Annotated in this window: 32 protein-coding genes; 27 read left to right on the plus strand and 5 right to left on the minus strand. The window is 44.3% G+C overall.

Going from position 1 to position 26343, the window contains the following annotated elements; all coding sequences use genetic code 11:
- Positions 1 to 101: 101 nt before the first annotated feature.
- The 6 genes from nudF (at position 102) to PATL_RS02250 (ending at position 5849) form a co-directional block, all read left to right on the plus strand.
- Positions 102 to 722: an ADP-ribose diphosphatase gene (nudF, locus tag PATL_RS02225; RefSeq protein WP_011573358.1), complete on the plus strand. Its 621-nt coding sequence runs from the start codon at positions 102 to 104 to the stop codon at positions 720 to 722.
- Positions 706 to 1161 (plus strand): DUF1249 domain-containing protein, encoded by a 456-nt coding sequence (locus PATL_RS02230; RefSeq protein ID WP_011573359.1) that lies wholly within the window; start codon positions 706 to 708, stop codon positions 1159 to 1161. Before nudF ends, PATL_RS02230 begins: the two co-directional genes overlap by 17 nt.
- 15 nt (positions 1162 to 1176) lie before the next feature.
- A complete protein-coding gene (locus PATL_RS02235; protein ID WP_011573360.1) occupies positions 1177 to 1929 on the plus strand; it encodes a metallophosphoesterase family protein in 753 nt (250 codons plus the stop codon).
- A gap of 10 nt (positions 1930 to 1939) precedes the next feature.
- A complete protein-coding gene (locus PATL_RS02240) occupies positions 1940 to 2533 on the plus strand; it encodes a YqiA/YcfP family alpha/beta fold hydrolase (protein WP_011573361.1) in 594 nt (197 codons plus the stop codon).
- Between the two features lie 84 nt (positions 2534 to 2617).
- Positions 2618 to 4507: a DNA topoisomerase IV subunit B gene (gene parE, locus PATL_RS02245; protein WP_011573362.1), complete on the plus strand. Its 1890-nt coding sequence runs from the start codon at positions 2618 to 2620 to the stop codon at positions 4505 to 4507.
- Between the two features lie 52 nt (positions 4508 to 4559).
- On the plus strand, positions 4560 to 5849 hold the full coding sequence (locus tag PATL_RS02250; protein WP_011573363.1) for a hypothetical protein: 1290 nt from the start codon (positions 4560 to 4562) through the stop codon (positions 5847 to 5849).
- A gap of 22 nt (positions 5850 to 5871) precedes the next feature.
- Here the strand turns inward: PATL_RS02250 and PATL_RS02255 are convergent, their stop codons facing one another.
- On the minus strand, positions 5872 to 6213 hold the full coding sequence (locus tag PATL_RS02255; protein ID WP_011573364.1) for a DMT family transporter: 342 nt from the start codon (positions 6211 to 6213) through the stop codon (positions 5872 to 5874).
- 18 nt (positions 6214 to 6231) lie between these two features.
- Positions 6232 to 6543 carry a hypothetical protein gene (locus PATL_RS02260; protein WP_011573365.1) on the minus strand — a complete coding sequence of 104 codons (312 nt, stop codon included), beginning with the start codon at positions 6541 to 6543 and terminating at the stop codon, positions 6232 to 6234.
- A gap of 115 nt (positions 6544 to 6658) precedes the next feature.
- On the opposite strand from PATL_RS02260, the gene PATL_RS02265 reads away from it, so the two are divergent.
- A complete protein-coding gene (locus PATL_RS02265; protein ID WP_041713191.1) occupies positions 6659 to 6847 on the plus strand; it encodes a hypothetical protein in 189 nt (62 codons plus the stop codon).
- Here PATL_RS02265 and epmB read toward each other — a convergent pair whose 3' ends face one another.
- Positions 6848 to 7873, minus strand: a complete 1026-nt coding sequence (gene epmB, locus PATL_RS02270) for an EF-P beta-lysylation protein EpmB (protein WP_011573367.1) — start codon at positions 7871 to 7873, stop codon at positions 6848 to 6850.
- Positions 7874 to 7910: 37 nt separating this feature from the next.
- Between epmB and efp the strand changes: the two genes are divergently transcribed.
- The 5 genes from efp (at position 7911) to PATL_RS02295 (ending at position 11864) form a co-directional block, all read left to right on the plus strand.
- Positions 7911 to 8480, plus strand: a complete 570-nt coding sequence (efp, locus tag PATL_RS02275; RefSeq protein ID WP_006992639.1) for an elongation factor P — start codon at positions 7911 to 7913, stop codon at positions 8478 to 8480.
- Between the two features lie 69 nt (positions 8481 to 8549).
- On the plus strand, positions 8550 to 9533 hold the full coding sequence (gene epmA, locus PATL_RS02280; protein ID WP_011573368.1) for an elongation factor P--(R)-beta-lysine ligase: 984 nt from the start codon (positions 8550 to 8552) through the stop codon (positions 9531 to 9533).
- A gap of 84 nt (positions 9534 to 9617) precedes the next feature.
- Positions 9618 to 10754, plus strand: coding sequence for a GGDEF domain-containing protein (locus tag PATL_RS02285; protein WP_011573369.1), 1137 nt, complete (start codon positions 9618 to 9620; stop codon positions 10752 to 10754).
- Between the two features lie 122 nt (positions 10755 to 10876).
- Positions 10877 to 11326, plus strand: coding sequence for a hypothetical protein (locus PATL_RS02290; protein ID WP_011573370.1), 450 nt, complete (start codon positions 10877 to 10879; stop codon positions 11324 to 11326).
- Positions 11327 to 11375: 49 nt separating this feature from the next.
- On the plus strand, positions 11376 to 11864 hold the full coding sequence (locus tag PATL_RS02295; RefSeq protein WP_157043385.1) for a GNAT family N-acetyltransferase: 489 nt from the start codon (positions 11376 to 11378) through the stop codon (positions 11862 to 11864).
- Here PATL_RS02295 and PATL_RS02300 read toward each other — a convergent pair.
- Together PATL_RS02300 and PATL_RS02305 are read right to left on the minus strand one after the other, a co-directional pair.
- Positions 11850 to 12446 carry a peptidylprolyl isomerase gene (locus PATL_RS02300; protein WP_011573372.1) on the minus strand — a complete coding sequence of 199 codons (597 nt, stop codon included), beginning with the start codon at positions 12444 to 12446 and terminating at the stop codon, positions 11850 to 11852. The two genes, PATL_RS02295 and PATL_RS02300, sit on opposite strands and share 15 nt — an antisense overlap.
- A gap of 13 nt (positions 12447 to 12459) precedes the next feature.
- Complete coding sequence (locus PATL_RS02305) at positions 12460 to 13614, minus strand: methyltransferase (protein ID WP_011573373.1); 1155 nt, start codon at positions 13612 to 13614, stop codon at positions 12460 to 12462.
- 25 nt (positions 13615 to 13639) lie between these two features.
- On the opposite strand from PATL_RS02305, the gene PATL_RS02310 reads away from it, so the two are divergent.
- From PATL_RS02310 to PATL_RS02385, 15 genes are all read left to right on the plus strand, one after another.
- A complete protein-coding gene (locus PATL_RS02310) occupies positions 13640 to 14272 on the plus strand; it encodes an alpha-ketoglutarate-dependent dioxygenase AlkB family protein (RefSeq protein ID WP_011573374.1) in 633 nt (210 codons plus the stop codon).
- A 45-nt stretch (positions 14273 to 14317) separates the two neighbouring features.
- Positions 14318 to 14632 carry a transcriptional regulator BolA gene (bolA, locus tag PATL_RS02315; protein WP_011573375.1) on the plus strand — a complete coding sequence of 105 codons (315 nt, stop codon included), beginning with the start codon at positions 14318 to 14320 and terminating at the stop codon, positions 14630 to 14632.
- A gap of 97 nt (positions 14633 to 14729) precedes the next feature.
- Positions 14730 to 14900 (plus strand): YqaE/Pmp3 family membrane protein, encoded by a 171-nt coding sequence (locus PATL_RS22315; RefSeq protein WP_006992648.1) that lies wholly within the window; start codon positions 14730 to 14732, stop codon positions 14898 to 14900.
- Between the two features lie 95 nt (positions 14901 to 14995).
- The gene (gene fabV, locus PATL_RS02325; protein WP_011573376.1) at positions 14996 to 16177 is read left to right on the plus strand and encodes an enoyl-ACP reductase FabV; all 1182 of its coding nucleotides are present in this window, start codon (positions 14996 to 14998) and stop codon (positions 16175 to 16177) included.
- 477 nt (positions 16178 to 16654) lie between these two features.
- On the plus strand, positions 16655 to 17995 hold the full coding sequence (locus PATL_RS02335; protein WP_041714191.1) for a Na(+)-translocating NADH-quinone reductase subunit A: 1341 nt from the start codon (positions 16655 to 16657) through the stop codon (positions 17993 to 17995).
- Between the two features lie 3 nt (positions 17996 to 17998).
- The gene (locus PATL_RS02340; RefSeq protein WP_011573378.1) at positions 17999 to 19210 is read left to right on the plus strand and encodes an NADH:ubiquinone reductase (Na(+)-transporting) subunit B; all 1212 of its coding nucleotides are present in this window, start codon (positions 17999 to 18001) and stop codon (positions 19208 to 19210) included.
- Positions 19200 to 19961 carry a Na(+)-translocating NADH-quinone reductase subunit C gene (locus PATL_RS02345; RefSeq protein ID WP_011573379.1) on the plus strand — a complete coding sequence of 254 codons (762 nt, stop codon included), beginning with the start codon at positions 19200 to 19202 and terminating at the stop codon, positions 19959 to 19961. The genes PATL_RS02340 and PATL_RS02345 overlap by 11 nt, the downstream gene beginning before the upstream one ends.
- 11 nt (positions 19962 to 19972) lie before the next feature.
- On the plus strand, positions 19973 to 20605 hold the full coding sequence (locus PATL_RS02350) for an NADH:ubiquinone reductase (Na(+)-transporting) subunit D (protein WP_006992653.1): 633 nt from the start codon (positions 19973 to 19975) through the stop codon (positions 20603 to 20605).
- Between the two features lie 4 nt (positions 20606 to 20609).
- A complete protein-coding gene (gene nqrE, locus PATL_RS02355) occupies positions 20610 to 21218 on the plus strand; it encodes an NADH:ubiquinone reductase (Na(+)-transporting) subunit E (RefSeq protein ID WP_006992654.1) in 609 nt (202 codons plus the stop codon).
- A 24-nt stretch (positions 21219 to 21242) separates the two neighbouring features.
- A complete protein-coding gene (gene nqrF / locus PATL_RS02360; RefSeq protein WP_011573380.1) occupies positions 21243 to 22469 on the plus strand; it encodes an NADH:ubiquinone reductase (Na(+)-transporting) subunit F in 1227 nt (408 codons plus the stop codon).
- An 87-nt stretch (positions 22470 to 22556) separates the two neighbouring features.
- Positions 22557 to 23582, plus strand: a complete 1026-nt coding sequence (locus PATL_RS02365) for an FAD:protein FMN transferase (protein ID WP_011573381.1) — start codon at positions 22557 to 22559, stop codon at positions 23580 to 23582.
- Positions 23583 to 23616: 34 nt separating this feature from the next.
- On the plus strand, positions 23617 to 23850 hold the full coding sequence (nqrM, locus tag PATL_RS02370; protein ID WP_011573382.1) for a (Na+)-NQR maturation NqrM: 234 nt from the start codon (positions 23617 to 23619) through the stop codon (positions 23848 to 23850).
- Positions 23851 to 23945: 95 nt separating this feature from the next.
- Positions 23946 to 25016 carry a DNA polymerase IV gene (gene dinB, locus PATL_RS02375; RefSeq protein WP_011573383.1) on the plus strand — a complete coding sequence of 357 codons (1071 nt, stop codon included), beginning with the start codon at positions 23946 to 23948 and terminating at the stop codon, positions 25014 to 25016.
- A gap of 123 nt (positions 25017 to 25139) precedes the next feature.
- Positions 25140 to 25355, plus strand: coding sequence for a DUF1653 domain-containing protein (locus PATL_RS02380; protein ID WP_041713199.1), 216 nt, complete (start codon positions 25140 to 25142; stop codon positions 25353 to 25355).
- Between the two features lie 78 nt (positions 25356 to 25433).
- On the plus strand, positions 25434 to 26312 hold the full coding sequence (locus tag PATL_RS02385; protein ID WP_011573385.1) for an MBL fold metallo-hydrolase: 879 nt from the start codon (positions 25434 to 25436) through the stop codon (positions 26310 to 26312).
- Positions 26313 to 26343 lie beyond the last annotated feature (31 nt).

Consider the following 26343-nt stretch of genomic DNA (forward strand, 5'->3'; position numbering starts at 1 on the left):
TAAAACTGACGGCTCAAGTGTAACAGAATATTATACTGGCCATGAACCGCTAAATATTGCTCCACTATATGGTACTAAAGACTAAATTTGAAAGGGGATGTATGTCTAAAATTCAGCAGTTTTCCAGCAAAGACGTGGAAGTTACCCGCAAAGAACCACTTTACGACGGTTTTTTTAAAATGGTGAAGTACCATTTCAAGCATAAATTGTACAAAGGCGGTTGGAGTGACTTGATACAGCGAGAAATATTTGAACGTGGGCATGCGGTTGCGGTTCTGCCATATGATCCCCATTTAAAAGAGTTCGTTATGATTGAACAAATTCGGATTGGCGCTATGGCCACATCGGATTCGCCGTGGTTGTTAGAGATTGTGGCTGGTATCATTGACCCGGGCGAAACACCTGAAGCGGTATGTTATCGCGAGGCGCATGAAGAGGCGGGGGTGACGATCACCCACCTTAAGAAGGCCATCAGTTATCTTGCTAGCCCAGGCGGCACAACTGAAAGGTTACATATATATGTGGCCCAAGTTGATGCGAGTCAAGCGAAAGGTGTGCATGGACTCGACCATGAGAGTGAAGATATTTTGGTGCACCGAGTGCCAGAAGAGCAAGCTCTGGAGTGGATTAATCAAGGAAAGATCGACAACGCAGCGACACTTATCGCGCTGCAATGGTTTGCTATGAATAAACAACGAGTACTTGATGACTGGAAAGAATGAACAAGATTTAAGACGTAAATACGTACCTCACCTGCCGAGTATTCAGCGGGTGTGTGCGATGAATTACGTGCGTCTGATTAAGCTTTTACCTGATTGTGATACTGAAGACTTGGAATATCAGTTCAAGGTGAATAAATCCTTGAATTACAGCATTAAAATTGTCGAGTGTAGCCGATATACCAGCACTGTCATCATGTCCCAAGAGTCAATTAATGGCCCCGATTTTATGCGGCCAGTGGTGCGTGCTCGTTTGTATCATGATGCGCAACTGGCCGAGGTGATTGAATCTCAACACATTGGTGCTCTGCAGCCTAGCTATGAGTATCCCAATATCAAAATGCATCAAAGAAATGAAAAAGAGATGGTGAACTTATTCTTGAGTGAGTGGTTACTGTTTTGCTCGAAACACAAAGATCAACTGCAAGCGGCGAGCGCGTAACGCGATGAGGTTGGCGTGAGTTTTAAAGTGGCGCAAATTTCAGATTGTCACTTGTTTGCTGATAAACGCCATGCGGGTTATCAAAACATAAATCCTTACACTACCTTGCAAGCCGTGTTAAAAAACGTGGGCCTTTGTCACCCAGATATGGTCATTGTGAGCGGTGATGTCAGTGCTGAAAACGATGCTGTTAAGGGTTTAGCCAGTTATCAGCTTTTTAGTCAACTGTGGCAACAAAGCAAGATTAGCGCGCCACTTTTAGTCATTCCAGGTAACCACGACCACCTTGAGGCATTAAATAATGAGCTGAATCACTTGGCAGGATGGCCTTTATCCACGAGCGCGGGGCCGTATTGGAAGGTTCATGGTCTCAATACCAAAACTGATGATTCCTCGGGTGAAATATCCATGCGTCAACTTCAGTACCTGAATGAGCAAGTTAACCTGCACCCACAGCAACACCATTTGCTGGTGGTGCACCATCATCCTTATGCGTGTGGTGGCTGGATGGACAACCATCCTTGGCGTAACCGCGATGAGTTTATTCAGAATGTTGAGCAGCAGCCGCAAATCAAAGCTGTGATTTATGGGCATATTCATCAAGCGAGCGAAACACGCAGCCAAGATTGCGTATTTATGTCTGCGCCGTCTACATGCTGGCAGTGGGCAAACAGCAAAGAATTCTCCGCCAGTGGTGAAGCGCCGGGATATCGCGTCATTGAACTGGCTGATAACGGGCAAGTCGACAGTCACATTATTAGAATTTAACGGAATATACATGACAGACAGTAAACCAGAACAGGTTGTAATTTATTTACACGGTTTTTTAAGCTCACCTCAATCTGTGAAGGCTCAGCAGACTAAAGCGTTTGTAGATGAGCATTACCCAGATATCGTGTTTTATATTCCCCAGTTGGACAATCACCCCAAACCGGCCGCCAAAATGTTAGATGAGCTGGTTGCTCGTCACCCGAATGCAGATTTTGGTTTTATTGGAAGCTCTATGGGCGGTTATTTCTCAAGTTACCTGCTTGAACGTTATGGCGGTAAAGCGGTACTGATTAACCCTGCTGTTCAGCCTTACAACCTATTAGCTGATTACTTGGGGGAACATATCAACCCTTATACTAAGAAAAGATTCAGCTTAGATGAATCCCATACCCAAGATTTAACCACCTTTGATACCAAAACATTGGCAAGCCCTCAAAACTACTGGGTGTTATTGCAAACTGCTGATGAAACCTTAGACTACCGTCAAGCAGAGCAGAAATACATGGGCGCAAAATTAACCATAGAAGAGGGCGGCGATCACAGTTTTCAGGGTTATGAGCGTTTCCTTGCTGATATTTTTCAGTTTCTGCTGCACGACTAATTGAAGATTGGTATAACATGAGCGTATTGGCTCTCACCTAACGCCTAGTCATTTTTATCAACGGCCACAACAAAAATAAGAACTATGTCTAATCAATATAACGCAGATGCAATTGAAGTTTTAAATGGCCTTGACCCGGTCAAACGTCGCCCTGGTATGTACACAGACACCACGCGTCCCAATCACCTTAGTCAAGAAGTCATCGATAACAGTGTGGATGAAGCCCTGGGAGGCTTTGCCAGTTCAATTAAAGTGGTACTGCACCCTGACCAATCATTAGAGGTGACCGATGATGGTCGTGGTATGCCCGTGGATATTCACGCAGAAGAGGGCATATCAGGCGTTGAATTAATTATGACCAAACTGCATGCCGGTGGTAAATTTTCGAATAAAAACTATCAGTTTTCTGGTGGTTTGCACGGCGTGGGTATTTCGGTCGTAAATGCCTTATCTAAACGGGTTGAGGTGAGTATTCGCCGCGATGGCAGTGTATACCAAATTGCGTTTGAGAATGGCGAGAAGGTTGAAGACTTAAAAGTGGTGGATACCTGCGGTAAACGTAATAGCGGTACGCGGGTTCATTTTTGGCCAGACGAGCAGTATTTTGATTCAGCTAAGTTTTCTGTGACTAAGCTGTTGCATGTGTTGCGAGCAAAAGCCGTTCTGTGTCCTGGTCTACGTATTCGCTTTGATGACAAAGTCAGCAAAGAAACCCACGAGTGGTACTTTGAAGACGGTTTAAAAGATTATTTATATCAATCGGTTGGCGACAGTATCAGCTTGCCAGCGGATGCCCCCTTTGTGGGAGCAGTAAGCGGTAACACTGAAGCCGTTGATTGGGCGGTTATTTGGTTGCCTGAGGGCGGTGAAATGATCACCGAAAGCTATGTTAACCTCATACCTACCGCACAGGGTGGTACGCATGTGAACGGATTACGCCAAGGTCTGCTTGAGTCCATGCGCGAATTCTGTGAATTCCGAAATTTATTGCCTCGTGGCATTAAGTTAACCCCAGAAGATATTTGGGATCGCTGTAGCTATGTGTTGTCCACCAAGATGCAAGACCCGCAATTCGCCGGGCAAATTAAAGAGCGCTTGTCATCACGCCAGGCCGCTGCGTTTGTGTCAGGCATAGTCAAAGATGCCTTTAGTTTATGGCTAAATCAACACACCGCGATTGCTGAGCAATTGGCTGAAATGTGTATCAGCAATGCACAAACGCGTTTACGCCAGAGTAAAAAGGTCGCTCGTAAAAAGGTGACTCAAGGCCCGGCATTACCTGGCAAATTAACCGATTGTTCGACCCAAGATACTGGCCGCTCAGAATTGTTCTTAGTGGAAGGTGATTCGGCTGGTGGCTCTGCTAAGCAAGCGAGAGATCGTGAGTTTCAAGCGATTATGCCCCTGCGTGGTAAGATTTTGAACAGCTGGGAAGTTGACTCTTCCCAGGTGCTCGCATCTCAAGAAATACACGATATTTCCGTTGCGCTGGGTATTGATCCTGACTCTGATGACTTAAGCGGCCTGCGTTACAACAAAGTCTGTATTCTTGCAGATGCTGACTCCGACGGACTGCACATCGCGACGTTGTTGTGCGCCTTGTTCGTTAAACACTTTAGAACGCTAGTGGAAAATGGCCATGCCTATGTTGCTATGCCGCCGTTGTTTAGAATCGATGTGGGAAAAGAAGTTTTTTACGCCCTGGACGAAGGTGAAAAACAAGGCATTTTGGATCGCATTGCCGCCGAGAAAAAACGCGGTAAGGTCAACGTGCAGCGCTTTAAAGGTCTGGGAGAAATGAACCCACTTCAATTGCGTGAAACGACCATGGATCCAAACACACGACGTTTGGTGCAACTGACCATAGAAGATCCTACCGAAATGTTAGAGACCATGGATATGTTACTGGCCAAAAAACGCGCTGGTGACAGAAAGTCGTGGTTAGAAAGCAAAGGCAATATGGCAGACGTGTAATTGTTAGCCTCGACCATCCGTTTTCAATCTTTTTAGTACGCAAGGACCTAATTTGCTGCGTTTTTTTAAATATTTACTGATTGTATTGGTACTGCTGATTGGCTTAGGCGTAGCGCTATTTATTGCCAGCGTTGAAGATGAGCCCCTTGTTGTAGCGACAAGCGCAACGCAAGTTGACGATGCTGACTCGGTAAAAGAATTGATTGAACAAATCAAACAGAGCGTGAGAGATCGCACGCTCGACCAGCAAATCCCTCTCACTGAGAATCAACTCAACAGCTTGGTGGGTTTTTTACAACGCGCGAAGGCGCAATTTCATGGTCAAGCTAACATTACCCCCCTTGCAAGTAGCTTGTCAGCGAGTTATCAATTACCGCCAAATCCAGTCGGTCGCTATGTTAATTTCAGTGCACTCATACTGCCCGGTCAAGGGCTGCAATTAGATGAAGTGCGCTTAGGCAGCATAGTACTGCCTGGTAAACAAACATTGGCAACTCTAGTTTGGTTGGCTGATTGGTGGACAAATAGCACGATAGCAAGTCAGTTCGTACAGCAAATTGATAGTATTCGTATGTTTCAAGGCAGTATGGTGATTGCTATGCGCCCGTTAGATGCCTTTCTACGAAACTTAAAAGATCTCAAGCGCGATATTGGTGAGGAAACGGATTTGAGCCTCGCCACTGCCCATTATTTACGTTTTCTCGCTGAACTAGATGTTGGACAGCGACCTACTGCACAATCATTGGCCCGGTTTATTCAACCACTGTTTGCTGAAGCATTGAGTCGGTCAAACCAAGCAACGGCGGCGGAAGAAAATGAAGCGGCGATAATGGCATTAGCCACGTTTGCTGGGCATCATCGATTTGCTAGTTTTATCGGCGATATACAGCCCAAACCTAAGCGAGTTGCAGTACCGCGCAACATGCCGACCCTTATGCACAGGACTGACTTGAGTCAGCATTTTATCTTCTCGGCCGCCATAAAAGTTTTATCTGAACAGGGTTTGACGGCAGCGATAGGTGAATTTAAGGAGTTGATGGATCGCGGCGCAGGTGGCAGTGGTTATAGCTTTGTCGATTTAGCAGCTGACCACGCAGGTGTGAAATTTGCGCTTGTGGCGACGGATGAAAAAACGGCATTTGCGTTGCAACGTTTGCTATCTGAAAATGCCAGTGAGAGCTCATTTTTCCCTGATACCAGTGGACTACCTGAAAACTTGAATAAATCTGAATTCACGAAGACGTTCAAACAAGTGGACAGCCCTGAATATAAACGTTTATTAGATGAGATTGACCAACGCATTTCGTTGCTGCCGGTGAGTCGATTACCACCGGCTAGGTGATGTGCAGTAGGTATTTGACTCGTTAATGGCCCGTTGTTTTTGAAAATACATTGATGATAACAACGCCGGAGAGTATTAAGCTCATGCCAGCGATGGCCGCTAAGTCGGGCAACTCTTTATAGAAAATCGCGCTGAAAAGGGCAATCAACACTATGCCCATGCCTGCCCAAATCGCATAAGCAATCCCTACAGGCACAGTTTTTAGCACTAAAGACAGAAAATAAAACGCTGTCGCGTAGCCGATAACACATACCGCACTAGAGATGGTGTTATTAAAACCCTCAGAAGCTTTAAGTGCCAAGGTACCGATGACCTCAGCCATAATGGCCGCCCCTAGGTACCAATATCCTGTCGTTATTCCCATGGTCGTGTATGCCTTAAATTAGTCTTTAATGCTGACTTGAAACTGGCTCAGTGTGGAATGTAACAACTCTATTTTTTTTACTACCTTTGGCAAAGCTTGCTTTTGTTCTTCTGTGTCGAGTTGGCTTAAGCTGGCGATATCCATGGCTAACTCTTCGACATAGGGCTTAAAAAACCGACCGCTGGCATTAAAGCCTGCATCTTCAGGGAAAATAGCCTGAAACTTACCTTTGCCAGCACTTTGTAACTTAGCAATGGTTGCGTCGGCATCAATGGACTTGCGATAAATGAGCTGGGCATTTTCAGTTAATTTTTCAATAATTGTTTGCATAGATTTGGCTTATTTGGTTGTTAGGTTAAAGTTTTAGGCAAACTTGCCGATAATGACGAAGAGCGGGCGATTCTGCCTGCTTTTCAACTTTGCTACAAGCAATAGGGGTTCTGGTATGGAAATTCAAGGAGGCGCAGCCTCTGGAGCATCCGGTGCGACGCTAGAAATCAAATCGTTACAGATGGCTAAATCCCAGCAGGAACGAGATGGTCAAGCGACGCTTCAGCTTCTGGAATCAGCAGCTGACGTACCATCATCTTCATCAAATCCAAATTTAGGCTCAGTGGTTAACACGTTTGCCTAATCAGGGATGAAGATTTAAATCAATTGGCGTTTTACCGGGTTGGCCGCCTATCTCGCGTACGAGTTTAGGCACCAGAAATCCCGGTAGGCGTTTTATCATTTTTGCCATAATGTCTTTCGCTATTTTGTCGTCTTGATCAAAATGTTGGGCGCCTTGCACTTTGTCCATTACGTGTAGGTAATAAGGCATCACACCGGCATCAAATAGTCTTTCACTTAACGCGACCTGCACATCCGCACTGTCATTAATGTCTTTTAGCAGTACGCCTTGATTGAGTAAGGTTACCCCCGCCTTTGTTAATTCTTGCAATACTTCTTGTAACGCGAAGTCGATTTCTTGCGGGTGGTTAATGTGCAGCACCATCACAGGTTTGAGCCGGGTTTTAGTAAACCACTCTATCAGCTGGGGCGTAATACGAGCAGGGATAACAACAGGCAATCGAGTGTGAATTCTGATGCGTTTGATATGCGTTATTTCAGCTATTTCATCGGTTAACCATGCTAAAAAGTCATCTTTGGCCATCAAAGGGTCGCCGCCAGAATAAATGACTTCGTTAATGTTTTTGTCTTGCTTTATATAGTCGAGTGTTTCTTGCCACTCATGTTTGTTTAAGTGGTTATCGGAATAGGGGAAGTGGCGACGAAAACAGTAGCGGCAATTGACGGCACAACCACCGCGGACTAGCAGGAGTACACGACTTTTATACTTGTGTAATACGCCAGGTTTTTCATTTTGCTGTTCTTGTAGCGGGTCCAGTACGTAATTAAGGTCTGTTAGAAATTCTTTTTCGCTTGGAAATACTTGCTTAAAAAGTGCGTCGTTCGGGTCACCTTTTTTTATTCTCGCTGCGAACGGGAGAGGCACGCGCATAGGAAATAAGCGACGTGCAGCGATATCGTCGATAAACTCAGTGGGATCTAAATCTAGGTATTTGAGCAAAGCGACAGGATCGGAAAATGCACTCGAGAGTTCTTTTTGCCAGTTATTCTCTACAGCAATGAGTTTTTTAGGTATTATTTGTGTCAACTAGATACTCTACACAGTTAATTGATTACGAGGAAGCATGGCTAATATCAGCACTAATGAGTTCAAAGGCGGCGTTAAAATTATGCTCGACGGCGAACCTTGCAACATTCTTGAGAACGAATACGTTAAACCAGGTAAGGGCCAAGCCTTTAACCGCGTTAAGCTAAAGAAGCTTATCTCAGGTAAAACGTTGGAAAAAACCTTTAAATCAGGTGAGTCATTCGAAGCTGCGGACGTCATGGATATGGAATTGTCATATTTGTATACCGACGGTGAATTCTGGCATTTTATGAATAATGAATCATTTGAGCAAATCGCAGCTGACGATAAAGCCGTTGGCGATTCAGTTAAATGGTTAGTCGAAAATGACAGCTGCACGATTACCTTGTGGAATGGTACACCGATTGTTGTGACTCCTCCTAACTTTGTTGAACTTGAAATCACCGAAACTGATCCAGGTCTTAAAGGCGATACGGCTGGCACCGGCGGCAAACCCGCTACATTAACCACTGGCGCAGTGGTACGTGTACCTTTATTCGTACAAACGGGTGAAGTGGTTAAAGTTGATACGCGCAGTGGCGAATACGCATCACGCGCACAGAAGTAATTAACTGATATCGATGAAAAGCTCACGTTCATGTGAGCTTTTTTTATGCCTGCTATTCAAGGAGTTTGTATGAAACCTGAGCCCAGCCCTTGTTGGCAACCCACTGCTGACGTGGCCACACTTAAGCAAAGAGCGGCTATCATCACTAATATTCGTCAGTTTTTTGCACAACGAGATGTGTGGGAAGTAGAAACGCCCAGCCTTAGTAATGCAACAGTCAGCGATGTTCATATGCGCGTGTTTGACACGCAATTTGTTGATCCTATGTCACCACAGCAGCGAACCTTGTATCTGCAAACCTCTCCAGAATATGCCATGAAGCGACTATTATGTGCCGGCAGTGGTGCGATCTTTCAAATTGCCAAAGCGTTTCGCAATGAGGAGGCAGGCAAACATCATAATCCCGAATTTACTATGCTGGAGTGGTATCGCCCTGGGTTTGACCATAATCAGTTAATGGATGAACTTGATGAGTTGATGCAATCTGTGGTGGGCTGCTTGCCTGCAAAGCGTATGAGTTATCAAGACGCTTTTATCCAATATTTGGCTATTGACCCTCTAAGCGCTCCATTGTCGGCATTACAAACGAAGGGATGTGAGTTGGGATACGAGCATATATGCCGAGACGAGCAAGACAAAGATACTATTTTGCAGCTGCTGTTTAGCCACGAAGTAGAGCCTCATATTGCTAACAAATCCCCATGCTTTATTTTCGATTTTCCTGCAAGTCAAGCCGCGTTAGCGCGGGTAAGTGTGCAAGATGAGCGCGTCGCTGAGCGTTTTGAGCTCTACTATAAAGGATTAGAGCTGGCGAATGGCTTTCATGAATTGGCCAATGCCCCAGAGCAGCGTCAACGATTTGAGCGAGACAACCAACAACGAAAATCAGCAGGCTTATCTACTGTACCTATCGATGAGCTCTTCTTAGATGCGCTTGATGCCGGCTTGCCAGACTGTTCAGGGGTGGCCGTTGGGGTGGATAGACTTGTCATGTTGGCATTAGAAAAGTCAGATATTCAGCATGTACTGGCGTTTAATTATCAGAATGCATAAATTTCTGCTTTCACCCACTCGAAAACCGTATATGTCGACTATAGTTATTTAAAGGAAGCCGTATAGACGTATAACAGAACTCATATGCAGATAGTACCCAAGCCCTCCGCGCATCTAGCTGTAGCCTACCAGCAAGCATCCATTAAAAGTAACTTAACCCTCGTTTGGTATTTTTCTATCGTCGCTTTAATCGGCTTTGGTGTGCATCTGTTGCATCATCTTCGTTTGGGGACTGGGGCGTATAGCCCTGACATGATGCCTTATTTAGCGGTTTATTTATGCAATGTATTGTACGCCCTAGTGAATTTACTTTTGCTTCCATCTGCACGAGCTAATAACAACATTTCTTGGCGGACCGGGCTGTTAGAGCTCATGTACCCTGCGTTTCTCGCTTTTGTCGCTACGGTGCTCTCGATATACACCAGCGTGCAAGGCCATGGACCTGTCCCCTTCATTATGGGAATGATGGTCATCGCGATGTTGGTTCAAGGGCATTTGATATTTCTTTATGCTTTGTTGTTTGCGTGTTGGCTTGTTGTTAGCGCAGGTATGCTAAAAATGCTACCTTTGGAGGAAGCTTCGTCACCGATTCTGACTTGCTTTACAACCATGTTGATTGCCTTTTTTATTGCGCGTCTGGCTGAGCGCACTCGCGTCGATCAATTTGAAATGCTGCAGGAATTGCATGAAAAAAACAGCTTATTGGGGGAGTTGGCAGTACAAGATCCCCTGACCAAGTTAAATAATAGGCGCTATTTTAGCAATAAATTGGAAGTGGAAACCGCGCGTAGTTTGCGTTATCAACATCCATTGAGCCTATTAGTTGTCGATGTGGATGATTTCAAAAAAATTAACGACAATGACGGGCATTTGGTTGGGGACGAAGTGTTAATCGAAATTTCGCAGCTTATTGCTCAGCAGTTACGGGCAGGGGATGTGGTGTGTCGTTACGGTGGTGACGAATTCGTTATCTTGTTAGTAGAAGCATGCGCGGAGCAGTCTCGGGAAATCGCAGATCGTATTTGCCAATCAGTTGATAGAACAAAATTTGGTCGCGCTAGCCACAAAGTCACCGTGAGCATTGGTTATGCGCAATATGTAGGGCAGCCTTTGGGGGATTTTATGCAACAAGCGGATAAGATGATGTACACCTCTAAGAAGCGAGGTAAAAATCAGGTGGCTTTTTTTGGGTTTGGTATAGGATCTGAATCCACGGAATAGCGCATAGCTTCTATCTAATACTAATTCCAATTAATTTTCGCTGAAGGGTTAATTGTTTACTGGAGTTGGTATAAGTAAGTCCATACCCTATAATTGCGTGCCCCCTCCTTAAGTTTAATGCTATGCAACCTACCCACAATGATATCCGAAATGCCTATCAGCAAGAGTGGATCACTCTGCAAAATCAATATGATAGCTATGAAAAAGTGGCTGTGGCTATTAAATTAGTCGGCACGGCCTTGGTGGTGGTGTTACTGTTAGCTGCTACTGAGATATTAGCTGTTGCCATTATTCTACTTTTTTGGGTGCAAGAAGCCATTTGGAAGACATTCCAAGGACGCATAGAAACACGCCTGTTAGAAACTGAATTAATGCTAGCTCAAGATGCAGAGCTAATGCTCCCTGATGCTGCGCCCATGCAGTTTAACCGCTATTGGTTATCTTCACGGCCTGGGGGAATGGGGCTGCTAGTTGAATACGTTAAATCTGCACTTCGTCCAACAGTCGCCATGCATTACGTGCTGATGTTACTTGTCACGCTAGTATTTTATTTCGCTGCTTTTAAGGGCTAACTAACCCATGCCAGTAAAGTGCCCACATCTGAGAACCGCTAGGCTAACCATGCGCCTGTTAACTGATGATGATGCGGAATTCATACTGGGGTTGGTAAATGAACCAAGCTGGATAAAGTACATAGGAGATAGAAACATTCACACTCTGGATGACGCCAAACATTATATTCAAACCGGACCATTAACCATGTATGAGCAGCATGGCTATTGTCTCAACCTAGTTGAACGTTCAGCGGATAACGTGCCTGTGGGAATGTGCGGTTTGTTGAAGAGGGAAACATTGGAATGGCCAGATATTGGCTTTGCATTTTGCGCTGAGTTTCATGGTCAAGGTTTCGGATATGAAGCTGCTAAAGCCACATTGAAGCATGCACAAGATGCACTGGGATTAACTCAAATCGCGGCGGTGACCGCACTGGATAACGACCCCTCTATAGCACTGCTAAATAAGCTTGGCTTCGCGCTTGTGAAGCAAATTGGGTTTGAACCACAAGGCGAAGCAAGTCACTTATTTTTAAAAGCGTTAGACGGGCGGTAACACACTTACGCGTTTAATCAGTACGGGCTCAACAGGTACGTCAGCCCAACCCCAAGTCGTGTCATAGTCTGTTTCGACCAGTGATATGGCATCGAGAATATCTGTGCCTTCTACTACATAGCCAAAAACGGTATAGCCCCAGTTACGACCTGGATCGAGACTGACGTTGTCATTCATATTAAAGAAAAACTGCCTATTCGAAGAGTGCGGGTCTTTCTGGCGTGCCATGGCAATGGTGTACATTTCATTTTTCAAACCATTGCCTGATTCATTGATTATATTTGGAAACGACGGCTTCTCGGCAAAATCTACATCGTACCCTCCGCCTTGAACTACAAAATTAGCCACTATTCGGTGAAAAATAGTGTCTTCGTAACTGCGTTTATCTACGTAACGTAAAAAGTTATTTACCGCGATAGGGGCTTTTGAGCGGTCGAGTTCAACTGTGATGTCACCCATGGAGGTCTCAATTTTTACCCTAGGATAAAAATTATCGGCTTGAATTTGGCTGCCATCGTCCTTTGGCTTAGCAACGGCAGATATACTGATAATAAAAATGCTGATACACAGGGCGCGCAACATAATGGCCTCCTAATTACTTTTTAATTGCTGACAAAATACTGAATTTTCGGTCACTTGCAAGTACCTTGTAGTGACCGAAAAGGCGCTTAATCGTTTGTGGATAATCTAAATGCCGATTGCCAACAACGCGCAACTCCCCAGCATGTTTAAGAATACGCTTACTGTCTTTGAACATTTGCAGGGCGATATGATCGGTAATGGTATTTTGTTGATGAAAAGGGGGGTTACATAGAACGATATCAACTGTCGCCTCATTTTCGCCTGATGATAGGCACTCGTCTAAACAGTTACTCACAATAAACTTACACTGATCGAGTTTGTCTGGCATGTTTTGCTCGATATTCATTTTTGCAGAAGCAATGGCCATAAAAGACTCGTCTACAAAAATGACGTGAGCGCCCGGTGATTTGTGCAATACATGTAGGCCTAACACCCCGTTACCGCAACCTAGATCGACAATGCACTTGTGATTAGCATCTGGCAGATGGGCAAGTAATACCCGCGCGCCTATATCTAACTGTTGACGGGAGAAAACGTTTGCAAGGTTGCTCATTATAAATTGTGTGTTGTCGGTTTTCCATTTTGTAGGATAGGGGCTAACACTTTGCTTAACGCCGTCGTATTGGCAAAATATCAAGCGTGACTTTTTCTTAGCTAAGGATGTGGTGGTTAGCCCAAGGTGCTTTTCAAACAATGCCAACGTTGATTTTTGAATGGCATTGGCTTTGCCTGCTGCGATGATGCGTGTTTCAGGGGTAACTGACGATTGTAAATCAATGAGTTGCTGTTCTAATAAAGCGAGGGTTTTAGGGACTTTAATTAACACCAGATCAGCCTTTTGATTGGCTTTATACAGACTGTTCTGGACGTTAACATTTTCGATCGGGAGATGGTTGCGTTCAAGATTTAAGGCCAGAGCCTTATGTGCGACAAAAGAGTCGCTTATCCACAGGGGGGCGTTATTTGTAGCAAACCAAACGCCTAGCGCACCGAAATCATCGTTGTATATATGGATATTGAGCCCATTAAGATCCGTGATATTCTGCGCCACGTATTCCATCAAGTATTCATCAGCTGAATCCCATGCTTGCCAGCTGACATGTTGATTTTCAGCAGGATATCTCAATAATTCGTAGCTATGGTCTAAAAGCGTAAGTTCTGTTTTCATTTAATTCTTATATATCGAGGTTGGTTTGCAACAATCTAGTTTATTCCCGTCAGGTTCTTCTGATGAGGCTGAAATACTGCCTTTGCCAGACGGAGACTTTCGCTATTTTCAACATTTTTTGTCCAGTCAAGAAGCGGATAATTATTACAAGCGGCTTCTTGAGTCATTAGCTTGGCGACAAGATGATATCAAAATGTACGGTAAACAGGTTAAAATCCCGCGCTTGCAAGCATGGTATGGTGATGAGGACGCGCTTTATCAGTATTCAGGCCTCAATTTGCCACCTATTCCTTGGACCGAAGAATTACATGCCCTGAAAGTACAGTGTGAAAAAGCCAGTGAAAGCGTTTTTAACTCTGTATTGGCTAATTGTTATCGTGACGGTCAGGACAGTATGGCTTGGCATAGTGATGACGAACCTGAGTTAGGTACTCGACCAGTTATTGCTTCGTTGAGTTTGGGGCAGGTGCGAAATTTTGATTTGAAGCATCGAACGAGTGGGCAAAGACACAGGCTGCCTTTGGAGCACGGCAGTTTGTTCATTATGGCTGGCAATTCCCAAACACATTGGTTGCACAGCTTAGCTAAAACGACAAAGTCGCTGGCACCACGTATTAATCTAACATTTCGTTTAGTCACACCAAATTTGCGTCGCTAACGAAATTCACTTACTCCTTCGGCAAGGCCGGACAAAGGGCAAAAAATGACAATACAACAATCAATCGAGCGTAAGTTGCAAGCCGGATTCACCCCAGTTCATTTAGAGGTCGTGAATGAAAGCTTTATGCACAATGTTCCAGAGGGCTCTGAAAGCCACTTCAAGGTCGTTATTGTTAGCGATGAATTTGGCGGCAAGCGCTTAATTGGTCGCCACCGTGCGGTAAATCAAGTTTTGGCCGATGAATTAGCTAATGATATTCATGCGTTAGCTATTCACACTTACACCCAAGAAGAGTGGAATACGCTACAGCAGCAATCGCCTGATTCACCAAATTGTCTTGGTGGCTCTAAATCATAAAGGCGTGAAATAATGGAAAATATGACGAATTTTTAATGATCATGTATGGTTATTACGCAATATCGCATTAAAACAATAAATTATAAGGTTCGTTATTATGCAAAAAGTCAATCCACTTAATTTGATCTTGGCTATTTTTATACCTCCTTTGGGGGCATTGCTCCAAGTAGGCTTGAGCGCACATTTTTTCTTGAATATTTTACTTACTCTTTTTGGTGTACTGCCTGGCGTGATCCACGCGGTATGGCTTGTTCTGAAAAATAAATAACCACCCTTAATGTATCGGTGTTCGATCTGCTCAGAGTTGTTTAATTACTCTGGGCATTTACAATGTACGCCGCTCTTTTTATAGGAAAAATGAATATGGTTATTAAGCCAAAGATCCGTGGCTTTATTTGTACAAATGCTCACCCTGAAGGTTGCGCAGCAAGTGTTGCTCAACAAATCGAATATGTCTCCTCTCAGGGTGACCTTGGAAGCGGACCTAAAAATGTATTAGTGATTGGTTCTTCAACCGGTTATGGGTTGGCCTCACGCATTGTGTCAGCTTTTGGTTATGGCGCGAACACTCTGGGAGTCTGTTTTGAAAAGGCGCCGAGTGAACGTAAAACGGCAACTGCAGGTTGGTATAATACTGCTGCTTTTCATAAAGAAGCGAAAGAGAAAGGGCTTTTTGCCCAAACCATAAACGGCGATGCGTTTTCTAAAGAGATAAAAGCGCAAGCAATTGAGACCATCAAACGTGAGATGGGTCAGGTTGATTTGGTGATATACAGTTTAGCGTCTCCACGTCGCACAGATCCCGAAACGGGAGAAGTATATAAGTCTACCTTGAAACCTGTGGGACAAGCTTATACCACTAAAACCTATGATACGGACAAAGACCGAATCCATGACATTTCTCTTGAACCTGCCAATGAAGATGAAATTGCACAAACGATCAAAGTCATGGGCGGTGAAGATTGGGAGTTATGGTTAGATGCCTTGGCAGAAGCAGATCTACTTGCCTATGGCTGTAAAACCACAGCATATACCTATATTGGCAAAGAGCTAACTTGGCCGATTTACGGGCAAGCAACTATTGGCAAAGCGAAAGAAGATTTAGATCGTGCAGCGGCAGCCATCGTTAGCAAGAACCAAGAAAAGCACATTGAAGCCTATGTATCTTCATTGAAAGCACTTGTTACCCAAGCCAGTTCAGCTATTCCTGTTATGCCTTTGTATATTTCTCTTATTTATAAGGTGATGAAGGAAGAGGGCACGCACGAAGGGTGTATCGAACAAATCAAAGGCTTGTTCACAGAACGTTTATTTGCACAATCTCCCGCGTTAGATGAGCAAGGCCGTTTGCGTATGGATGGCAAAGAAACAAATGAGGCTACGCAAGCTAAGATCAAAGCGTTGTGGGACCAAGTTACACAAGAAAACTTTCATGAGCTAAGTGATTACGCCGGTTATCATCATGAGTTCTTAAAGCTTTTCGGTTTTGATGTCGAAGGTGTCGATTACGAGAAAGAACAAAATACGTTAGCCGATTGGGATTAATCGTCTACTATATTGGTATAAAAAACCGCCTCAATAAGGCGGTTTTTTTATGTCTAGGAAATAGATGCAAATAAGAGTTATTCGCATGCTCCGCAATGATGAATGTAAACAACTTGTTGCAATGTGGCTCTGTGTGGATAAGAAGCGGATAATGACGATAAAATACACTAAAAAAATTGTGCTTAAGCACATTTGGCATGGCAGAACCGGTAGGGATAATGTTAAAATTCCGGAGTTAGATTAAGTGGGAAATTCATATCCACAGAATCTCTGCAAAAGAGTACGAGAAAACACAGCGGTTAATTAAACTAATAAACGTGACTTCGTCAGTTAGTTATTTAAGCGATTACATTTACAAAATAACATCAAAAATACTCATCACGAATAGGTTTTTTGTCAACAAGTTGCTTACTTGGGTGGCATGTAGCTGAAAGGCTAACCGTGATGTGTATTGACTTTAGAGTAGTGCTATTGCGTATGATTAAAATCAAGAAAGGGTTAGATCTTCCGATTACGGGAGCGCCAGAACAAAAGATTCATGACGGTCCAGCGATTACTAAGGTTGCTGTGCTAGGTGAAGAGTACATTGGAATGCGTCCAACCATGCATGTTCAGGTTGGCGATAAAGTGCAGAAAGGCCAGATGCTTTTCGAAGACAAAAAGAATCCAGGTGTGAAGTTCACAGCACCTGCTTCTGGTAGTGTCATCGAAGTTAACCGTGGCGCAAAACGTGTTTTGCAGTCAGTGGTTATTCAAGTTGAAGGTGATGACGCAGTAGAATTCGACAAATATGCCGAATCTGAACTGTCATCTATAGCGGCCGACAAAGTGCAACACAATCTAGTGGAATCTGGATTATGGACTGCACTGCGTACGCGTCCTTATAGCAAAACCCCTGCTCTTGACAGCAAACCTCACTCCATATTCGTTAGCGCGATGGATACTAATCCATTAGCTGGCGATCCTGCCGTTATTATTGCCCCGCGTAGTGCAGATTTTATCAATGGTTTACGTGTTATCTCGCGTTTAACTGAAGGTAAGGTATTTGTGAGTAAAGCGCCCGGTGCTGATATTCCAGTAGGGGACGTGAAAGCTGACGTGAACGAATTTGCCGGACCACATCCTGCAGGTTTAGTGGGCACGCATATTCATCACCTAGATACTGTTGGTGCGGCTAAGAAAGTTTGGCATATCAACTACCAAGATGTGATTGCGGTTGGTGCGTTATTTACAACAGGTAAGTTGAATAACGAGCGTGTTATTGCCCTAGGCGGCCCCGCTGCTAAGAACCCGCGTTTAATTAAAACCGTGTTAGGTGCAAGTGTCAGTGAGTTGACCTCGGGTGAAACTACTGAAGGCGAAGTTCGCACAATTTCAGGCTCGGTTTTACAAGGTAATAACGCCCATGGCGTTCATGGTTATGTGGGTCGCTACCACGTTCAGCTTTCACTTCTTAGTGAAGGCCGTGAAAAAGAATTCCTAGGTTGGATTAAGCCAGGTGCCAATCAGCACTCTGTGACCCGTGCATACCTTGCACATTTTAGCCCTAAGAAATTATTCAATATGACAACCACCACTAATGGTTCAGACCGTTCTATGGTGCCAATTGGTAACTATGAGCGCGTTATGCCGTTAGATATTTTACCAACATTATTGTTGCGTGATTTGATTTCTGGTGACACTGACAGTGCTCAAACATTAGGTTGTTTAGAGTTAGACGAAGAAGATTTAGCGCTTTGTACCTATGTTTGCCCTGGTAAATATAATTACGGGCCGATCTTGCGTGAAAGTCTAGACAAGATTGAGAAAGAGGGTTAACTCATGGGTTTAAAAGCATATTTAGAGAAAATTGAACCTAACTTTGAAGCAGGTGGTAAGTACGAAAAATGGTATGCGCTTTACGAAGCCGCAGCGACCATTTTTTACACCCCTGGTAAAGTTAACAAAGCTGGCACTCACGTGCGTGACAGCATCGACTTAAAACGTATTATGATCATGGTATGGGCTGCTACGTTCCCTGCAATGTTCTACGGTATGTACAACATAGGTCAGCAAGCTCATAACGTTATTCTAAACGGTGGCGCGTCATTGCCTGATATGTGGCAAGCGGCTTTATTTACTGCGCTTGGCGGTCAAATAGGCCTTGAGTCTACCGGTGGATTAGCCATGTTCCTTTACGGAGCGTGCTTCTTCCTACCTATCTACGCCGTAACCTTTATTGTGGGCGGCTTCTGGGAAGTACTGTTTGCTTCTGTGCGTAAGCATGAAGTTAACGAAGGCTTCTTTGTTACCTCAGTACTTTTCGCATTAACCTTGCCTGCAACTATCCCTTTATGGCAGGTGGCGCTGGGTATTACCTTTGGTGTGGTGATTGCGAAAGAAGTCTTTGGTGGCACAGGCCGTAATTTCCTAAACCCTGCGCTTTCTGGTCGTGCGTTCCTATATTTTGCTTATCCTGCACAAATTTCAGGCGATGCAATTTGGACGGCTGCCGACGGTTTCTCAGGGGCGACTTGGTTAAGCCAAGCGGCTGCTGGCAATGTTACCGATTGGTCTTTGAATGCTGATTGGTGGGATGCATTCTTCGGAAATATTCAAGGTTCTGTCGGTGAAGTATCGTCACTGGCTATCTTGCTGGGTGGCTTGTTCATTATTTATATGCGTATTGCTTCATGGCGTATCGTGTTAGGTGTGCTGCTAGGCGGGGCGGTATTCAGTACTTTGCTTAACGTTATTGGCAGTGACACAAATGCTATGTTTGCTATGCCTTGGTACTGGCACGTAGTGACCGGTGGATTCGCTTTTGGTATGTTCTTTATGGCGACCGATCCTGTTTCAGCATCATTCACAAATAGCGCTAAATGGGCTTACGGTTTCTTAATCGGTTTAATGTGTGTATTGATTCGTGTACTCAACCCTGCTTTCCCTGAAGGTATGATGTTGGCAATCTTGTTTGCCAATTTATGGGCTCCACTATTCGATTATTTCGTCGCTCAAAGCAATATTAAACGGAGGATGGCACGTGTCGGCTAAAAAAGAAACATTAGGCAAAACGGTCGGCGTTGTTATCGCCGTATGTTTAGTTTGTTCGGTTATTGTATCAACGGCGGCGGTTAGCCTACGTTCACAACAACAAGCAAATGCGAAGCTAGATAAGCAAACTAATATCTTAGAATCTGCCGGCTTACTTGAAGCCGGGCAGAGTAAAGAGCAAATCGCAGCGACCTATGCAGATCGCGTACAAGAAAAGTTTGTTGATTTAGCAACGGGCCAGTACGTTGAGAAGGAAGCTGGCTATGATATGTATAAAGCAGCGCGTGACCCTGAAGAAAGTATCAAGCCTGTGCCTGATACCGCTGGGATTTTACGTCGCCCTAACGTTGCTAGTGTGTATTTAATTTCTAATCCTGACGGCGAAGTAACACGTATCGTGTTGCCTATTAACGGCAGTGGCTTATGGAACTTAATGTATGCCATGTTAGCGGTTGACTCTGACGGTAATACCGTTCGTGAGCTAGTGTATTACGATCAGCAAGAAACGCCTGGTCTTGGCGGTGAAGTTCAGAACCCTGAATGGAAAGCGAAGTGGGACGGTAAGAAATTGTATAAAAATGGCGAAGTGGCTATTGATGTGACCAAGGGCGCAAAAGCGAATGACCCTTATGAAGTTGATGCTTTGTCAGGTGCGACGTTAACCAGTAATGGCGTACAAAATACACTTGATTATTGGCTGGGTGAGAATGGCTTCGGTCCTTACCTTAAAAACCAACCATGGAAATCGTGAGAGACTAGACAATGGCTGATACTAAAGAAATGAAAAAGGTATTGTTTGGGCCAATCCTAGACAATAACCCAATAGCACTGCAAATACTGGGCGTATGTTCAGCATTAGCGGTAACCACTAAGTTAGAAACGGCATTAGTAATGTCACTTGCTCTTACAGCAGTAACGGCATTCTCTAACTTGTTTATCTCTATGATCCGTTCACAGATACCTTCATCAGTACGTATTATCGTGCAGATGACGATTATTGCGTCATTGGTAATCGTAGTGGATCAAATCCTGAAAGCTTATTCGTACGAGATATCCAAACAGCTGTCGGTATTCGTTGGCTTGATTATCACCAACTGTATCGTAATGGGTCGAGCTGAAGCCTTTGCTATGAAAAGCCCGCCATTTATCAGTTTCCTTGACGGGATTGGTAACGGCTTAGGCTACTCGTTTGTATTGATTGTTATCGGTACTATTAAAGAGTTGTTCGGTTTCGGTACTATTCTCGGTTTCGAAATTTTACCACTCATTCAAAATGGCGGTTGGTATCAAGGTAATGGTTTATTGATTTTACCTTTCAGCTCGTTCTTCTTAATCGGTGGTTTAATTTGGTTCATCAGAACTATTAAGCCTGAACAAGTAGAGCCTAAGGAGTAATTTCGTGGAACAATATCTTAGTTTATTTATCCGTTCTATCTTCCTAGAAAACATGGCGTTGTTCTATTTCTTGGGTATGTGTACTTTCTTGGCCGTATCAAAGAAAGTAAAAACGGCGATGGGTCTGGGTGTTGCGGTTATCGTAGTATTGACGATTTCTGTACCTGTAAACCAACTTGTTTATGCCAACATTCTTGCGCCTGGCGCACTAGGTTGGGCTGGCTTTCCTGACACCGATTTGAGCTTCTTAAGCTTTTTGACTTTCATTGGTGTAATCGCTGCTTTGGTTCAAATTCTTGAAATGACGCTAGATAAGTTTTTCCCTGCGCTATACAACGCGTTAGGTATTTTCTTACCTTTGATCACTGTTAACTGTGCAATTTTTGGTGGCGTAGCATTCGCTGTTCAGCGTGATTACACCTTCACCGAAAGTATCTTCTACGGTGCGGGTAGTGGTGCAGGTTGGGCATTAGCGATCACATTACTTGCGGCAGTGCGTGAGAAACTTAAGTATGCAGATATGCCAGAAGGCGTGCGTGGTTTAGGTTCCGTATTTATGATTGCAGGATTAATGGCGTTGGGCTTCCAGTCATTTTCTGGCGTATCAATTTAATCGAAACCGAATAGGAGTATTTAGATGTTAGACATTTATCTTGGCGTAGGAATGTTTATTGCCATCGTTCTAGCTTTGGTTTTGATCATTATGTTTGCCAAATCCAAGTTAGTGCCAGAAGGCGAAGTGACCATTTCTATCAATGGTGATCCAGACAAAGCAATCACTGCTCAGCCTGGTGATAAGTTATTAGGTGCCTTAGCAAACTCAGGCATATTCGTATCGTCAGCTTGTGGTGGCGGTGGCTCTTGTGGTCAATGTCGGGTAGACATTAAAGCAGGCGGCGGTGAAATTTTACCGACTGAGCTTGACCACATAAGCAAGCGTGAAGCGAAAGAAGGTTGCCGTTTATCGTGTCAGGTTTCTATTAAGCAGGACATGGACATCGAGCTACCTGAAGAGATTTTTGGTATCAAGAAGTGGGATTGTGAAGTTATCTCTAACGATAACAAAGCGACCTTCATTAAAGAGCTTAAACTTAAAATTCCTAATGGTGAAAGTGTGCCTTTCCGTGCCGGTGGTTATATTCAAATTGAAGCTCCACCTCACCATGTTAAATATAAAGACTTCGATGTTCCTGAAGAATATCGTGGTGACTGGGAACGTTTTGGCTTCTTTGATATTGAATCAAAAGTGGATGACGAAACGATTCGTGCATATTCAATGGCTAACTACCCAGAAGAAGAAGGTATTATCATGTTGAACGTGCGTGTGGCTTCACCACCGCCAAACAACTTGTCTTTACCTGCAGGTAAAATGTCATCTTATATCTGGAGCTTGAAAGAAGGCGACAAAGCCACTATTTCTGGCCCATTTGGTGAGTTCTTCGCTAAGAAGACCGACGCTGAGATGGTATTTATCGGTGGTGGTGCTGGTATGGCGCCAATGCGTTCGCATATCTTCGATCAACTTCGTCGTCTTAAAACAGATCGTAAAATTTCGTTCTGGTATGGCGCGCGTTCATTACGCGAAATGTTCTACGTAGAAGATTTCGATATGTTGCAGAAGGAAAACGACAACTTTAAGTGGCATGTTGCTTTGTCTGATCCACAACCAGAAGATAACTGGGAAGGTATGACAGGCTTTATCCACCAAGTATTGTTGGAAAACTATCTTAAAGATCATCCAGCTCCAGAAGACTGTGAGTTCTATATGTGTGGTCCTCCTATGATGAACGCAGCTGTTATCAGTATGCTGAAAGACTTAGGTGTTGAAGATGAAAACATCATGCTTGATGACTTCGGTGGTTAATTAGCTATCACTCGATAGTGAACAAAACCGAGTTAACAACACATGTAAATAAGGGACTTCGGTCCCTTTTTTTATTTAGGTGAAAAAATGATAAAGGGTGACAGCGGGAAGGCTAAATTCCTCGGTTTAATCTTGTGGATATGGCTGCTATGCAGTTGCAGTCAAGCGCCAACAGAAACACATTTAGCGGGCCATACCATGGGCACGACTTACAATGTGAAGTTCGTTAATAGAAATAATGTAAATGAACAAAAATTACATGACGACATCGATGCTGCATTGGTGAAAGTAAATGAATTGATGTCGACTTACGACGCCAATTCAGAACTGTCACGATTCAACCAGTGGAAGAGTGAAGCACCCTTTGCGTTATCTTCAGAAACGTTGAAGGTGATGCAGGAAGCGAAGCGCTTGGGCGAGTTAAGTCATGGCGTACTTGATGTGACTGTAGGGCCATTGGTTAACCTTTGGGGCTTTGGTCCTGATGCGAAACCTGAGAAACGCCCCAGTAAACAAACTGTGGCAGAAGTCAAAGCTCGCATCGGATTAGATAAATTGACCTTACTTGATAACGGCGCGCAAAAGTCTGAAATTGATTTGTATGTTGACCTGTCTACTATTGCCAAGGGCTATGGTGTCGATGTCGTGGCCGAGTTATTGGATGAAAAGGGTCTGCATGATTACCTAGTAGAGGTTGGCGGCGAAATGCGTGTCTCAGGGCATAAAGCAACTGGCAGAGAATGGCGTATAGCTGTTGAAAAACCTGTCTCGGTTGAGCGTGCGGTGCAAGAAATTATTTCGATAGGAACAAACGCAATTGCAACCTCAGGAGATTATCGCAACTACTTTGAAGAAGATGGTGTGCGATATTCCCACTTAATAGACCCACGTACAGGCGCACCTATCACGCACAATCTAGTCGCGGTGACTGTGGTGCATTCGTCCTCAATGACGGCAGACGGGTTAGCGACAGCGCTGATCGTAATGGGTAAGGAAGAAGCCTTTAACGTGGCGTTACAGAATGATTTAGCGGTATTAATGATCACACGAGAAAACGGCGAGTTTAAAGAGTATACTACGCCAAAATTTGAACCCTTCATTAATCGCCAATAGTAATAATCGAAAATGACCAATTCGGAGTGATATTTTGAGTACTTTTATCTTAGCATTCGTATTTTTTCTAGTCGTAGCAGTCGCTATGTCTCTCGGCTATTTAGTACAGCGTAAAGCGATAGCAGGTAGTTGCGGTGGTTTAGGCGCCTTGGGTATCGATAAAGCCTGTGATTGCCCAGAGCCATGTGATCGCAAAAAAGCCCGCTTAGAGCGAGAAGAAGCGCGTCAAGCCAAGCTGAATGAGTGGAAGCAAAACCAAATTCTTTAAGCTGTGTCGTTAGAAAATTCCCGCCAGTGAGATTTACATTGACTCTGGCGGACAATCGCGCAAAATAACTGTTTTTAAATACAGTTGTTTGTCAGATGCGTAAGATCATACACATCGATATGGACTGCTACTATGCCGCAGTCGAAATGCGCGATAACCCTCAATATCGCGACATCCCCCTTGCGATTGGGGGGAGTGCTGACCGCCGTGGCGTTATTTCGACCTGTAACTATGTGGCACGCAAGTATGGCGTTCGATCCGCTATGGCTACGGCCTATGCGCGTAAGCTCTGTCCTGATCTGGTTCTCGTTCCTGGCCGCATGGCTCTTTATAGCGAGATATCTCAGCAAATCCGCAAGATTTTTTTACGCTACACGGATAAAATCGAACCACTATCCCTAGATGAAGCATATCTGGATGTAACCGACAGTGAGCTTTTTTCGGGCAGTGCCACTTTAATTGCACAGGATATTCGCCGAGCAATTTTCGAAGAAACACAACTGACCGCCTCTGCTGGTGTAGCACCCTGTAAGTTTGTGGCTAAAATTGCCAGTGACGAAAATAAGCCTAATGGGATCTGTGTGATCACACCAGATACTCAAGATGCGTTTGTGAAAACATTGGCACTGGGGAAAATCCCCGGTGTTGGCAAAGTCACGCTACAGAAACTCAATAATATGGGACTCTTTACCTGCCAAGACGTGCGAGATTATCCACTCGATGCATTCGTAAAAGCGTTTGGAAAATTTGGTCCTGTCATTTGGGATCGTAGTCACGGTATTGACGAGCGCGAGCTGTCTGTTAGTCGTAAGCGCAAGTCTGTTGGTGTAGAGCGCACTCTCGCCCAAGACATCACCACTGATGAAGAATGTTTGGCTATGCTGGAAAGCTTGTATCCTAAACTGCTGAGTCGTTTGGAGGCCGCAAGCCCTAAGCTCGCGATACAAAGTCAGGGCGTAAAACTAAAATTCAATGATTTTCAGCAGACCACAGTGGAGCATCGCCACCAAGTGCTCGATAAAACCTATTTCAAAACACTGCTAAGTGAAGCGTTAGAGCGGCGTGGCACCAGGGGAATTCGCTTAGTGGGGTTATCCGTTGGCTTACCCGAAACTGCTGACGTACAACAAATGGTGTTTAACTTTGAGCATGAGCAAAACCGCTAATACTTCTCCAGATTTCATTCTTCTGTTTTGCTAATTTTCGCTATCAATAGACTTTGTATCTTTTTACACCTTGCTACAGGCAACTGTATACTGAGTGAATAAAACATGTATTTAGAGAGTAGTATGAGCATTGCAGTAGGAAAATATCGTCACTACAAGGGTAACGATTATGAAGTTATTGGGGTCGCTACGCATTCGGAAGACGATTCAGAATTAGTGGTGTATCGGCCTATGTATGGTGACCGAGGCCTTTGGGTCCGCCCTTTGTCCATGTTTGAAGAAACGGTCGAAGTGAATGGTCAAACTATGCCACGTTTTAGATTTATAGAAAGTGAATAATGGTCCTTACCGATTAGGTGAACGTAAATTACCCTATCTTCGTTCATGTATGAACAACGAATAATAATGGGAAGTACGATGTTTAAATCAAAAGTGAATGCACTACGTTTTGCAATGGCAACACTAACGTTATTTGGTAGCACGACATTAAGCGCTGATGATGATAGGTTCGCCGATGTACACATTAGCACCCAAGCGGTGAGTGGCTCAACATACATGCTCACTGGTGCAGGAGGTAATATCGGTGTGTCGGCTGGGGATGACGGTATTTTGATTATTGACGATCAGTTCGCTCCCTTGGCTGACAAAATTGCGCTCGCGATTGGCGATATTGCCAAGCAGCCAATGAAATACGTAATCAATACCCATTATCATGGTGATCACACAGGTTCCAACGCCTATTTTAAAGAAGTACAGGGAAGCACTATTTTTGCTCATGATAATGTGCGTAAACGCTTAGCCGCCGAAGACGGTCATAAACACGCAGCCTTACCCGTTGTGACCTATGAGCAGGGGCTGACGTTTCACTTCAATGGCGATACCATCAAGGTGCTACATCTTCCTGCAGGCCACACCGATAGCGACAGTGTTGTTTGGTTTGAACAGGCGAATGTATTGCACGCGGGAGATTTATTCTTTCAGGGGCGTTTCCCTTACATCGACTTGGCCGGTGGCGGCACGGTTAAAGGATACATTAGTAACGTTTCCACCGTGATCGACATGATAAACAACGATACTAAGGTCATGCCTGGACATGGTGAGTTAGCCGATAAGAAAGCTTATCAAGCGTCACTTGAGATGATGCAGCAAACCGCTAACTATGTTTCGGATAGAAAATCTAAAGGCGCTAGCCTAGACTCGCTTATCGAAGAAGGTCTTGATGATAAATGGCAAGACTGGGCGTGGAACTTCATCACTGAAGAAAAGTGGATCACCACACTCTATAACGGCCAATAGTCGCTATGGATAGGCCTCTGGCGGTGCAAGC

Origin of the sequence: Paraglaciecola sp. T6c, assembly GCF_000014225.1 — a bacterium.
Classification (GTDB): domain Bacteria; phylum Pseudomonadota; class Gammaproteobacteria; order Enterobacterales; family Alteromonadaceae; genus Paraglaciecola; species Paraglaciecola atlantica_A.